Annotated in this window: 10 protein-coding genes and 1 pseudogene; 6 read left to right on the top strand and 5 right to left on the bottom strand. The window is 71.1% G+C overall.

Going from position 1 to position 12,835, the window contains the following annotated elements; all coding sequences use genetic code 11:
* Positions 1-699: pseudogene (locus JNW91_RS24680) on the bottom strand (glycerate kinase); the annotation flags it as partial.
* 68 nt (positions 700-767) lie between these two features.
* Between JNW91_RS24680 and nadA the strand changes: the two are divergent.
* The 4 genes from nadA to JNW91_RS24660 all read left to right on the top strand — a co-directional run bounded on the left by nadA (position 768) and on the right by JNW91_RS24660 (position 4,965).
* The gene (gene nadA, locus JNW91_RS24675) at positions 768-1,967 is read left to right on the top strand and encodes a quinolinate synthase NadA (RefSeq protein ID WP_203177791.1); all 1,200 of its coding nucleotides are present in this window, start codon (positions 768-770) and stop codon (positions 1,965-1,967) included.
* Between the two features lie 213 nt (positions 1,968-2,180).
* On the top strand, positions 2,181-3,536 hold the full coding sequence (gene murA, locus JNW91_RS24670; protein WP_203177790.1) for a UDP-N-acetylglucosamine 1-carboxyvinyltransferase: 1,356 nt from the start codon (positions 2,181-2,183) through the stop codon (positions 3,534-3,536).
* A 128-nt stretch (positions 3,537-3,664) separates the two neighbouring features.
* Positions 3,665-4,258, top strand: a complete 594-nt coding sequence (locus JNW91_RS24665) for a DUF3043 domain-containing protein (protein ID WP_203177789.1) — start codon at positions 3,665-3,667, stop codon at positions 4,256-4,258.
* 146 nt (positions 4,259-4,404) lie between these two features.
* A complete protein-coding gene (locus JNW91_RS24660; protein WP_203177788.1) occupies positions 4,405-4,965 on the top strand; it encodes a helix-turn-helix domain-containing protein in 561 nt (186 codons plus the stop codon).
* A 748-nt stretch (positions 4,966-5,713) separates the two neighbouring features.
* On the opposite strand, the gene JNW91_RS34065 is transcribed toward JNW91_RS24660, so the two are convergent.
* Positions 5,714-6,133 carry a hypothetical protein gene (locus JNW91_RS34065; protein ID WP_203177787.1) on the bottom strand — a complete coding sequence of 140 codons (420 nt, stop codon included), beginning with the start codon at positions 6,131-6,133 and terminating at the stop codon, positions 5,714-5,716.
* A gap of 137 nt (positions 6,134-6,270) precedes the next feature.
* On the opposite strand from JNW91_RS34065, the gene JNW91_RS24650 reads away from it, so the two are divergent.
* Positions 6,271-7,383 carry an FAD-dependent monooxygenase gene (locus tag JNW91_RS24650; protein WP_309244477.1) on the top strand — a complete coding sequence of 371 codons (1,113 nt, stop codon included), beginning with the start codon at positions 6,271-6,273 and terminating at the stop codon, positions 7,381-7,383.
* On the opposite strand, the gene JNW91_RS24645 is transcribed toward JNW91_RS24650, so the two are convergent.
* From JNW91_RS24645 to nrdR, 3 genes are all read right to left on the bottom strand, one after another.
* A complete protein-coding gene (locus tag JNW91_RS24645; protein WP_203177786.1) occupies positions 7,356-7,694 on the bottom strand; it encodes a hypothetical protein in 339 nt (112 codons plus the stop codon). The genes JNW91_RS24650 and JNW91_RS24645 overlap by 28 nt on opposite strands.
* Before the next feature lie 149 nt (positions 7,695-7,843).
* Positions 7,844-10,750, bottom strand: a complete 2,907-nt coding sequence (locus JNW91_RS24640) for a vitamin B12-dependent ribonucleotide reductase (RefSeq protein WP_203177785.1) — start codon at positions 10,748-10,750, stop codon at positions 7,844-7,846.
* A gap of 34 nt (positions 10,751-10,784) precedes the next feature.
* A complete protein-coding gene (gene nrdR, locus JNW91_RS24635; RefSeq protein ID WP_030337372.1) occupies positions 10,785-11,285 on the bottom strand; it encodes a transcriptional regulator NrdR in 501 nt (166 codons plus the stop codon).
* Positions 11,286-11,823: 538 nt separating this feature from the next.
* Between nrdR and lexA the strand changes: the two genes are divergently transcribed.
* Positions 11,824-12,609, top strand: coding sequence for a transcriptional repressor LexA (gene lexA / locus JNW91_RS24630; RefSeq protein ID WP_203177784.1), 786 nt, complete (start codon positions 11,824-11,826; stop codon positions 12,607-12,609).
* The last annotated feature ends 226 nt before the right edge of the window (positions 12,610-12,835 follow it).

Below are 12,835 nucleotides of genomic sequence, written 5' to 3'. Positions count from 1 at the left end.
AGATCCCGTTCCAACACGGCCGCGAAGCGCTCCAGCGCGGCGTCGAGCAGCAGGACGTCGGCGCGGTCGGCGCCCTTCTGTGGGCCGAACACGTTGCTCGCGCCGTGCAGGCCGAGCAGCGGGTTGTCCACGTCGGTGGCGGCGACCAGCCGCGCGTCGCGCAGCCGGGGCGCGCCGTCGAGGGCGTCGACCAGGGCCAACGCCGCCCCGCCGTACGGCAGCGCGGCACCCGTGGCGTCGAGGGGGGTCACGCCCAGGGCGGCGAGCATGCCGGCGCCGGCGTCGTTGGTGCCCGAGCCGCCCAGCCCGATCACCACGTCCGGGCGCGCTCTCCACCGCGGCGGCCACGAGCAGGCCCAGCCCGTACGAGGTGGTGGTCTTCGGGTCGCGTTCGGCCGGGGCGAGCAGGTGCAGCCCACACGCCTGGGCGCTCTCCAGGTAGGCGGTCGTGCCGTCGGCGGTGAGCAGGATCTCACCGGCCGCCGGCCGGCCCAGCGGGTCGACCGTCGGCACCGGCACGCGCCGGCCGCCGAGGGCCTCGGCCAGCACCTCCACGAAGCCCGGCCCGCCGTCGGCGAGGGGCCGGATCAGCAGATCGTCACCGTCGGCGACGGAACGCCAACCGGCGGCCACCGCGGCGGCCACCTCCGGTGCGGGCAGGGTCCCGGCGAACTTGTCCGGGCAGAGCAGCACGCGCATGCCGAGCAGTGTGGCAGCCCACACCGACGGACGCGGTGCCGCGCTCCTGCTGTGGGACCATGGACGACGTGACTTCGACCTGGGTGGAACCCTCCAACACGGCGACGGCTCTGCTGCTGCTCGGCCGGGGCAGCGACCCCGACACCGAGCGCGGCGTCGAGTGTCCGGGCGACCTGCCGGCGCCCAGCGATCCGGATCTGGTGGCTCGCGCCACGGCGGCGAAGGCGAAGCTGGGCAGCAAGGTCTTCGTGCTGGGGCACCACTACCAGCGCGACGAGGTGATCCAGTTCGCGGACGTGACCGGTGACTCGTTCAAGCTGGCCCGGGAGGCGGCGGCCCGTCCGGACGCGGAGTACATCGTCTTCTGCGGCGTGCACTTCATGGCCGAGAGCGCCGACATCCTCACCACGGACTCCCAGCGGGTGATCCTGCCGGACCTGGCGGCCGGCTGTTCGATGGCGGACATGGCCGTGCTTGGTCAGGTCGAGGCCGCCTGGGACACGCTGGCCGAGCTGGGCATCGCCGGTGAGACCGTCCCGGTGACGTACATGAACTCCTCGGCCGACATCAAGGGCTTCGTCGGCCGCAACGGTGGCGTGGTCTGCACCTCGTCGAACGCCAAGCGCGCCCTGGACTGGGCGTTCGAGCAGGGGTCGAAGGTGCTCTTCCTGCCCGACCAGCACCTGGGCCGCAACACGGCGGTGCTGGAGATGGGCCTGTCGCTGGACGACTGTGTGCTCTACGACCCGCACAAGCCCGGTGGCGGGCTCACGCCGGAGCAGCTGCGCGACGCCAAGATGATCCTCTGGCGGGGGCACTGCTCGGTGCACGGCCGGTTCACCCTGGAGAGCGTCAACGACGTGCGGGAGCGGGTGCCCGGGGTCAACGTGCTGGTCCACCCGGAGTGCCGGCACGAGGTGGTCACCGCCGCCGACTACCTGGGCTCGACCGAGTACATCATCAAGACCATCGAGGCGGCGCCGGCCGGCTCGGCGTGGGCGCTCGGCACGGAGCTGAACCTGGTACGCCGGTTGGCGCTGGCCCACCCGGACAAGCAGGTCATGTTCCTGGACAAGGCCGTCTGCTACTGCTCGACGATGAACCGGATCGACCTGCCGCACCTGGTCTGGGCGCTCGAGGAGCTGGTCGCGGGTCGGGTGGTCAACCAGATCACGGTGGACTCCGACACCGCCCACCACGCCCGGGTGGCGCTGGACCAGATGCTCGCCCTGCCCGGCGCGGACACTCCGCCGCCGACCGCAGCCTGATCACGATCCGTAGCGCCCTTGGTACGCAAAAGTGCCGGATCACCGAATTAATGCCACACACGCCGGTCTGACCGAGTCCTTTTTCGTCACCGAGGGCTATGCTGCCGGAGCGACGACGCAAGCGGGCCGTTTCGATATGGCCGCATCCGGGGTAGCGAGAAGGTTCACGCTCCCCACCATCAACACAGCAGCACCGACGCGCTGGAGGTTGCGTTGACCGACGACGTCCTGGTCGTGCACGGAGGAACTCCGCTTGAAGGGCGGATCCGCGTGCGCGGCGCGAAGAACCTGGTTTCGAAGGCGATGGTCGCCGCGTTGCTCGGCGACAGCCCGAGCCGGCTGTTCGACGTGCCGAAGATCCGCGACGTCGAGGTGGTCCGGGGTCTGCTCGGTCTGCACGGCGTCAAGGTGACCGACGGCGCCGAGGACGGCGAGCTCGTCTTCGACCCCGCGAACGTGGAAAGCGCCAGCACCGACCAGATCAACGTGCACGCCGGCTCGAGCCGGATCCCGATCCTGTTCTGCGGCCCGCTGCTGCACCGGCTCGGGCACGCGTTCATCCCGGACCTGGGCGGCTGCCACATCGGCCCGCGGCCGATCGACTTCCACCTGCAGGCGCTGCGGGAGTTCGGCGCGACGGTCGACAAGCGGCCCGAGGGTCTGCACCTGTCCGCGCCGAACGGTCTGCACGGCACCAAGTTCGCCCTGCCGTACCCGAGTGTCGGCGCCACCGAGCAGGTGCTGCTGACCGCGGTGATGGCCGAGGGCGTCACCGAACTGCGCAACGCCGCGGTGGAGCCGGAGATCATCGACCTGATCTGCATCCTGCAGAAGATGGGCGCGATCATCAAGGTGCACACCGACCGGGTGATCGAGATCCAGGGCGTGCCGAAGCTGCACGGCTACACCCACCGGCCGATCCCGGACCGGATCGAGGCGGCGAGCTGGGCGGCCGCCGCCCTGGCCACCCGGGGTCACGTCGAGGTGCTCGGCGCGCAGCAGGCCGACATGATGACCTTCCTGAACATCTTCCGGTCGGTCGGCGGCGAGTACGAGGTCACCGACGCCCGTGCGCCGAAGCTGGGCGACCCGGGCCAGGAGGGCGGTATCCGCTTCTGGCACCCGGGTGGCGAGCTGAACGCGGTGGCGCTGGAGACCGACGTGCACCCCGGCTTCATGACCGACTGGCAGCAGCCCCTGGTCGTGGCGCTGACCCAGGCCCGCGGCCTGTCGATCGTCCACGAGACGGTCTACGAGCAGCGGCTGGGCTACACCGAGGCACTGAACTCGATGGGCGCCAACATCCAGGTCTACCGGGACTGCCTCGGTGGCACCCCGTGCCGCTTCGGTCGGCGCAACTTCAAGCACTCGGCGGTGATCGCCGGGCCGAGCAAGCTGCACGCCGCCGACCTGGTCATCCCCGACCTGCGGGCCGGCTTCAGCCATCTGATCGCGGCGCTCGCGGCCGAGGGCACCTCCCGGGTGTACGGCGTCGACCTGATCAACCGGGGCTACGAGGACTTCGAGGCGAAGCTCGCCGACCTGGGCGCGCACGCCGAGCGTCCGTAACCTCGACCACCTGCTGTTCGCGCTACGACGGCTCCAGCTCGCCGCGTCTACTGCCGCGCCGCGACCTGGAGCCGTCGCCGGTGCACCGCGATGTGCACCGGGCGCGGCCCGTTGGCTACCCTTGCCGCGTGCCGTCGCTCTTTCGCCGCAAGTCCACCGACCTCGTCGACGAGGCCGTCACCTCGGTGACCCCCGAGGAGACCGCCGAGCGGTCCCGGGGCTACACCCCGGCCAAGGGTCGGGAGACGCCGAAGCGGCCGACCGTCGGGCGTCGCCCGGCCGGCCCCAGCCGTCCTCTGACCAAGGAGGAGGAGCGGGAGCGCCGCCGCCAGTTGCGTGCCGAGGCCGCGTCGGAGTTCCGCCGTGAGGGTGGTCCCCGCGACCGGGGCCCGGAGCGGCTGTTGGCGCGCAACGTGGTCGACTCCCGGCGTACCGTCGGCACCTGGTTCTTCGGCGGGGCGCTGATCGTGCTGATCGGGTCGAACGCGGCGATGCCGCCGCTGGTCCGGCTGATCTCCAACGTGCTCTGGGGCGCGCTGGCGTTGGGCGTGGTCGTCGACTCGGTGCTGATCTGCCGCAAGATCGGCAAGCTGGTCCGCGAGCGTTTCCCGAGGACCGACCAGCGGATGGGCTCGCTCTACCTGTACGCGGTGATGCGGTCGATCACCTTCCGGCGGATGCGCGCTCCGGCTCCCCAGGTGAAGCTCGGCGACAAGGTCTGAGCCCCCACGCCGCGACGAGCGGCATCGGGCAAGCACGTCACGAAGCATCCGGGACCCGGTTGTTCGTTGTACCGTACGCGTAGTTCACCCTGGTGAACAGGTCGCCGCTGTCCGGTGCAACGAACACTGATCCCTGGAGCACAGCCATGCCTCCTGAGCCGGCCGGTCCGCTCGCCACCATCGCCGGTGCCCTGCGTCGGGAACGGGAACGGGTCGGCATCTCACTGACCGAGCTCGCTCGCCGGGCCGGGGTCGCCAAGTCCACCCTCTCCCAACTGGAATCGGCGACCGGCAACCCGAGCATGGAGACGCTGTGGGCGCTCAGTGTGGCGCTCGGCGTACCACTGAGTCGACTGGTGGAGCCGGCCGCGGACGACGTGCGGGTGATCCGGGCCGGCGAGGGGCCGCAGGTCCGCTCCGAGCAGGCCGACTTCACCGGCACCCTGCTCAGCGCCGGCGCGGCGCACCTGCGTCGGGACATCTACCTGATCAAGCTGGAGCCCGGCGCGATCCGGACCGCCGACGCGCACACCCCGCGCAGCGTCGAACACGTGGTGCTCGCCGCCGGACGGCTGCGGGTGGGCCCCGAGTCGGGCCCCGTCGAAATCAGCCCCGGCGACTACGCCGCGTTCCCCGGCGACGCGCCGCACCGCTACGAGGCGCTGCTTCCCGGCACCGTCGCCGTACTCGTCATGGAGCATCCCTGATCCTCGGGTGGCCGTACCGCCCGAGCCGCGGGCCGGGGGTTGGGGTATCGTCGGAAACCAGATTCGGTTATAGGACCAAATGTCCGAAACTATGGGATAACGTTTGCGCCGGTGGGCGGTGCCACAGTGGCGGTGAGAGAGCCCACGCCGTTACCCTCCATCCGCAGCCACGCCCTGCCGGGACGGGCGACGTGGACCGGCACGCGAGGTCCCAGCGCGACAATTTGCAACGAGGTGACATCGCCGTGAGCGAGCGGACGCGAGCCGGCCACCGAGGCGTGGCAGGCGGCGACCGGACGCCCGGCGGTCACCGGGGCACGGACGCGGACGGCCCCCCTCCGGCGGAGATCGGCCGAGCGGCCGGGTGTGGCGACGGGCTCGGCGGATGAGCGGCCGCTACACCGACCGGTGGCGGGACCCGAACGAACCGTCCTGGATGGTCGAACCGACCACCGAGTGGCATCCCCAGTTCCCCGGCCAGCGCTACCCCGGCGACATCGGGACGTCCCACCAACCGCCCCCGCCGCCACGCGGCCGGGCAACCGTGGTCGGCCGCACCGAGGTGCCACCACTGGCGCCCACCCGCCCCGACGGCACCTACCTCGGCCGGTCGTGGGCCGACGAAGCCCCGTCCGACCAGGACCCGTACGGTCCCTGGTCCGACGAGGAACAGGGCTACGGCCGCCCCCGTGGCGACGAGCGTCCCCGTCGAGGCGTCCGGCCACGGCCGCTCCGCCGACGCCCGCCCCTACGACCACGAGCCGTACCGGCGGCCACTGCCCGAGCCGCCCCGGCGCGACGACCGGCGCTCCGCCGAACCGGACCGACGGACCGCCTGGTCCGACCGGCGCCCCAGCGACGAGCGCGCACCGGCCCGCGAGGCCGCCTGGCACCGCGACCAGCCCGCGACCGAGCCGTACGACAGTCGCCGTCCCGCCACGAGCCAGCCGAGCGGGACCGGGGATACCCGGGCGCGCCACCGGTCTCCCCCGCACCCCGCACGGAACCCGGTTGGGTGCCGGAGCCCGACGAGCCGCCGCGCCGACGTGGCGCGCAGGGCGAGCAGGGCGTCGTCGTGGGCCACGGCGTACGACAGCCGCTCGTACGCGGGTGAGACGTCGTGGGCGTCGCGGCTGCCGAACTCCACGTACGCGTCGGCGGTTGTCATGGCCTGATCGTCGCAGCGCTTCGCCGACAATTCAGCCCCCCGTTCCCGTGCTCTGCCTCACCCACCTCGTAGAGTGCTGCGGCGGCCGGACCGTTGAGCAGCAGCTCAGCCGGCGGGAGCAACGGGAGGAAGTTGTCGTGCGGGGTGACGGTGTCCGGGTACTGATCGTCGGCGGTGGTGTGGCCGGGCTGGCGACGGTGGCCGCGCTGCGGAGTTGGGGCGCGACGATCGACGTGGTCGAGCGAGCACCGGCGGCGACCGACTCCGGCACCGGCATCTACCTCACCGGCAACGCCACGCGCATGCTCGACGCGCTCGGCCTGCGGGAGCCGGTCGCGGACGTCGCCGTGGAGATCACGCGGCAGCGCAGCGCCAACCAGCACGGGCGACGCCTCTTCGACATCGACGTGGCCGCCCTGTGGCAGGGCGTCGGGCCGTGCGTGTCGCTGCCCCGGGCGCAGCTGCACCGGGCGCTGCGCACCGGCGTCGGCGACGTCCCGATCCGCTGGGGTTGCCAGCCGGTCGCCGTCGTCCGGGAGGGTGACCTGGTCGCCGTCGGGTTCGGCGACGGCAGCACCGGACGGTACGACCTCGTGATCGGCGCCGACGGAGTGAACTCGACGGTCCGCCGGCTCGCCTTCGACGGCCGGCAGGCACGCGACCTCGGCCAGTACGCCTACCGGTGGGTCGCTCCCCGCATCGACGCCGAGCCGGTCTGGTCGGTGCAGGTGGGACGCGCCAAGCAGTTCCTGACGATCCCGATCAGCGCCGAGCAGACGTACTGCTACTACAACGACGGCCCGGTGGCCGACCGGCCCGCCTGGCGCGACGAGCTGGCGGCGACGTTCACCGAGCCGGCCGCCACCATGCTCAAGGCCCTCGACCACGACGACAGCACCCTGCACGCCGGACCGAACCAGCAGGTGGTGCTCGACTCCTGGTCGCGGGGACCGGTGCTGCTGATCGGCGACGCCGCTCACGCCACCTCCCCGAACATGGCCCAGGGCGCGGCGATGGCCCTGGAGGATGCCGTCGTGCTCGCTTCGGCGTTGGCCACCGCCGATTCTGTGGCCGACGCGTTGCGTGACTACGAAACGCGGCGCCGCCCGCGTACCGACTGGGTGCTCGGCCAGACCCACCGCCGGGACAAGGCCACCGGTCTCCCGCCGCTGCTGCGCGACACGGTGCTGCGCCGCTTCGGCGAGCAGATGTTTCGGTCGAACTACGGGCCGCTGTTCGCCCAGCCCTGACGGCCCTCCCGCGGGGCGGAGGCGACGGACAGAATGGTGACGGACAGAATGGTGACCAGCAGGGCGAGACCCGCGATGATGCTCAGGGTGTGCTGGAGGACGGCTACGACGGGATACTCGGCGGCCACGTAGCCCTCCGGCCGGATGATGGTCATCGGTAGCTTCCAGCCGCCCCAGGCGAACAACGACCCCGAGGCGGCGAACGCGAGCGTCATCGGAACCCATCGCGGCAGCCGAGCGGGGCGGCGACGGGCGAGCGTCCAGACGCTCCAGCCACCGATCAGCGCCCACAGCGCCGCGCTGCCGTTCAACAGGCGACCCCGCGTGCGGGACCACCCTCTCGGCGGCACCAGCGGACCTCGGCAGGGGCGAGGGCCGGCGGGCCTGACGAGGACCGGGGAAACAGCGCTGCCCCGACCTCCGATGAGGAAGGCCGGGGCAGCGCCGCGTTTCGCGTACGTCAGCTGCAACCGCTGGTGGAGCCGCAGCCCTCGCAGACGTAGCAGCTACCGGCCGGGCGCATCTTCGTACCGCAGGTGAAGCAGAGCGGTGCGTCGGCGGCCTTGCCGATCACGGCCTCCAGCAGTTCGGTGCTGGAGCCCACGTTCGGAGCCGGCTTGGCGGCGGCCACCTCGGCCATCTCCTGAGCCGGCTGGGCGACGGCCTCCGGCTTGGCCGGGGCCTCCACCGGTGCCGAGGACGCCATCGCGGTGAGTTCCGCGCCGGTGACCCCGGCGGCTTCCGCGTCGGCCTCGGCCCGCAGCTGGGCGGCCCGCTCGCTGGCGGTGAAGATGCCCAGCTCGGCGCGGCGCTCGTAGGGCAGGAAGTCCAGCGCCAGGCGACGGAAGATGTAGTCCATCACCGAGGCCGCCATGCGCACGTCCGGGTCGTCGGTCATGCCGGCCGGCTCGAAGCGCATGTTGGTGAACTTGCTGACGAACGTCTCCAGCGGCACGCCGTACTGCAGACCGATGCTGATGGCCACCGAGAAGGCGTCCATCACGCCGGCCAGGGTGGAGCCCTGCTTGGACATCTTGAGGAAGACCTCGCCGAGGCCGTCGTCCGGGTAGGACGACGCGGTGAGGTAGCCCTCGGCGCCACCGACGGAGAAGCTGACCGTCTCGGACGGACGCTTCTTCGGCAGGCGCTTGCGCACCGGCCGGTACTCGATGACCTTCTCCACCGCGGCGGGCGCGGCAGCTGCGGTCTCGACGGCGGCCGGCTCGGTGGCCTTGTTGGACTTCGCCACCGAGAGCGGCTGGCCGACCTTGCAGTTGTCCCGGTAGATCGCCAGCGCCTTCAGGCCGAGCTTCCAGCCCTCGAAGTAGATCTTCTCGACGTCCTCGACGGTGGCCGCCTCCGGCATGTTGACCGTCTTGGAGATGGCGCCGGAGACGAACGGCTGGATCGCCGCCATCATCCGCACGTGACCCATCGGGGCGATCGACCGCTCACCCATCGCGCAGTCGAAGACCGCGTAGTGCTCCGGCTTGAGGCCGGGGGCGTCCACCACGTGGCCGTGGTCGGCGATGTGCTCGACGATCGCCTCGACCTGCTCCTCGGGGTAGCCGAGGCTGCGCAGGGCGCGCGGCACCGTCTGGTTGACGATCTGCATCGAACCGCCGCCGACCAGCTTCTTGAACTTGACCAGCGCCAGGTCCGGCTCCACGCCGGTCGTGTCGCAGTCCATCATGAAACCGATGGTGCCGGTCGGCGCGAGGACGCTCGCCTGCGAGTTCCGCCAGCCGAACCTGTCACCGATCTTGTTGCCCTGGGTCCACTGCCTGGTCGCCTCGCGGACGATCGCGGTGGCCACCGGGCTGGTGGGCTTGATCTCGTCGTTCGCGGCGGCGTGCTTGCGCATGACCCGCTTGTGCGGCTCGGCGTTGCGGGCGTAGCCGTCGTACGGGCCGACGACGCCGGCCAGCTCGGCCGAACGGCGGTACGCGGTGCCGGTCATCAGGGACGTGATCGACGCGGCGACCGAGCGCCCCTGCTCCGAGTCGTACGGCTGGCCGGTGGCCATCAGCAGCGCGCCCAGGTTGGCGTAGCCGATGCCGAGCTGCCGGTAGGCGCGGGACGTCTCACCGATCTTCTCGGTCGGGAAGTCGGCGAAGCAGATCGAGATGTCCATCGCGGTGATGACCAGCTCGACGGACTTGACGAACTTCTCCACCTCGAAGCCACCGTCGGCGCGGAGGAACTTCATGAGGTTCAACGAGGCCAGGTTGCACGAGGAGTTGTCCAGGTGCAGGTACTCCGAGCACGGGTTCGACGCGGTGATCCGGCCGGTCTCCGGGCAGGTGTGCCAGTCGTTGATCGTGTCGTCGTACTGCAGGCCGGGGTCGGCGCACTCCCACGCGGCCTGGGAGATGGTGCGGAACAGCTTCTTGGCGTCGACCGTGTCGATCGTCGAGCCGTCCAGCCGGCTGCGCAGGTCGAACCCCCCGTCGTTCTCCACCGCCGACATGAACTCGTCGGAGACCCGGACCGAGTTGTTGGCGTTCTGGTACTGCACGCTGACGATGTCGGAGCCACCGAGGTCCATGTCGAACCCGGCGTCCCGCAGCGCGCGGATCTTGTCCTCCTCGCGCGCCTTCGTGACCACGAACTCCTCGACGTCCGGGTGGTCCACGTCGAGGATGACCATCTTGGCCGCGCGGCGGGTCGCGCCACCGGACTTGATGGTGCCGGCGGAGGCGTCCGCGCCACGCATGAAGCTGACCGGGCCGGAGGCGGTGCCACCGGAGGAGAGCAGCTCCTTCGACGAGCGGATCCGCGACAGGTTGACGCCGGAGCCGGAGCCGCCCTTGAAGATCAGCCCCTCCTCCTTGTACCAGTCGAGGATCGAGTCCATCGAGTCGTCCACGGCCAGGATGAAGCAGGCGCTGACCTGCTGCGGCGACGGCGTACCGACGTTGAACCAGACCGGCGAGTTGAAGCTGAACACCTGGTGCAGCAGCATCCAGGTCAGCTCGTGGGCGAAGACCTCGGCGTCCGCCGGGCTGGCGAAGTAGCCGTACTCCTCACCCGCGGTGCGGTAGGTGGTGACCACCCGGTCGATCAGCTGCTTGAGCGACCACTCCCGCTCCGGGGTCCCCACCGCCCCCCGGAAGTACTTCGTGGTCACGATGTTCGCCGCGTTGACGCTCCACGACTCCGGGAACTCCACACCGCGCTGCTCGAAGTTGATCGAGCCGTCCCGCCAGTTCGTCATCACGACGTCACGGCGCTCCCAGGTGACCTCGTCGTACGGGTGGACCCCCTCCGTCGTCCACACCCGCTCGATCTTCAGCCCCGCGCCTGCCTTGTTTCGTGAACGGCTAGTTGTCACGCCGTCGCCCCCCTCGTCTGCGCGGTCACCCACCGCGCGTCCCAATCGCTCGAAAAACTGTGCAGATTCAGTTGGTACGGCCGGCGGCCTCGACCGCGTCGGCCCGGCCCTGCTCCCGGGCGCGCGCCGCGGCCCGCAACGTCTCGATCTCGCGTTCGAAGTCGGCCAGCGAGTCGAAGGAGCGGTAGACGCTGGCGAACCGCAGGTAGGCGATCTCGTCCAGGTCACGCAGCGGGCCCAGGATCGCCAGGCCCACCTCGTGGCTGGGGATCTCGGCGGCCCCCTTGGCCCGGACCGTCTCCTCCACACGCTGCGCGAGCAGTGCGAGTGAGTCGTCGTCCACCGGGCGCCCCTGGCACGCCTTGCGCACCCCGCCGATGATCTTCGTACGGCTGAACGGCTCGGTCACCCCGCTGCGCTTGACGACAGCGAGGACCGCCTCCTCGACGGTCGTGAACCGCTTGCCGCACTCCGGGCAGGACCGTCGCCGTCGGATGAGCTGGCCGTCGTCGGCCTCCCGTGAGTCGACCACGCGGGAGTCAGCGTGCCGGCAGTACGGACACCGCATCGCCCACCTCCTAATCATGATCAACCACGCCGAACCGGACGCACCCGGGCACGGCTCGCCACGGCGGCACCACGTGCTCATGGCGCCCGCCGTGATCAACCTTACGGGAGTGCGGTCGGTAGTCGGACCCAACCTGTAGGCAACTTACGCCCGTGTCACTACTACATCTAGGGGTCGACCGTATGTCGCTCGGGAACCCGGGTCAAGTTGGCGGGCCTGTCCGGCGCGTCACGGACCATCCGGTCATCCGGGCGCAACCCGCCGCCGGAAGACCCAACGTCGGCACCCGGCCCGGGTTACCGGCCGACCGGCCGAAGCGAGTTGGAAAACGGTCCACGATCGAACACCCGTGCTATCCGACGTACCATTTATCAGAACATCCGTACGACCGGAGTGGTTTTTCACCCCGACACGCCGGTGAGAGGTCGTACAGATGTTTGAAAATGACCGATCTCACCTATACGGTCAGGAACAACGTGGCACCACCGCACGCACCACGAGCCGACGAGGCACCCAGCGCCGACCAGGGAGGACGGACGTGACCGAGGACCGGGCCAGCCGGCCGAAGAGCCCGCAGCACATCACCGAGGCGGGCCCCCCGGCCACCCGACGCCGCAGCGCCGCGCGCAGCCGGACGGGTCAGCCCGCCGTGCGCCCGGTCACCCCGGTGGTCAGCGCCTTCCCCGACCCGGCGACGGTCGACCTGACCGCCCGCCAGCGGCGCATCCTGGAGTTCATCCGCACCTGGGTGGAGCGGCACGGCTACCCGCCGAGCGTGCGGGAGATCGGCGAGGCGGTCGGTCTGGTGTCGCCGTCCAGCGTCGCCTACCAGCTCAAGGAGCTGGAGAAGAAGGGCTTCCTGCGCCGCGACCCCAACCGGCCGCGCGCGGTGGACGTCCGCGCCCCGAGCGAGGCCATCGACGACGAGTTGACCCGCGCGCAGCGGCCGACGCCGGCGTACGTGCCGATGCTCGGCCGGATCGCCGCCGGTGGGCCGATCCTCGCCGAGCAGGCCGTGGAGGACATCTTCCCGCTCCCCCGCGAACTGGTGGGCGAGGGCGAGGTCTTCATGCTCCAGGTCAAGGGCGACTCGATGCTCGACGCGGCGATCTGCGACGGCGACTGGGTGGTCGTCCGCCAGCAGCCGACCGCCGACTCCGGCGAGATCGTGGCCGCGATGCTCGACGGCGAGGCGACCGTCAAGACCTACCGGCACCGCGACGGGCACGTCTGGCTGATGCCACAGAACCCGGCCTTCGACCCGATCCCCGGTGACGACGCCACCATCATGGGCCGGGTCGTGGCCGTGCTGCGCCGGATCTGAGCCGTCCCCGGGTGGGTGCCCACGGCGCCCACCCGCGGCTGCCTCCGGGCCGTGCCGTCGGTTCTCGCAGCGTCAGTAGCGGTCGCCCCGGCGGCCGCGCCCCGGGTGCTGCCCGTACGGGTCGACGGGCGCATCCTCGTCACGCCGCCGGCCGGGCCGCTGGCCCCGGTAGTCAGGCTCCGGCCCACCACGCCGAGGCGGCTCCGCCCGGCCCCGCCGGGCTGAC

This window comes from Micromonospora parastrephiae (assembly GCF_016802865.1).
Lineage (GTDB): Bacteria > Actinomycetota > Actinomycetes > Mycobacteriales > Micromonosporaceae > Micromonospora > Micromonospora parastrephiae.
Note: the sequence above shows the minus strand (reverse complement) of the source record. Positions and strands in the feature narration are given on the sequence as shown.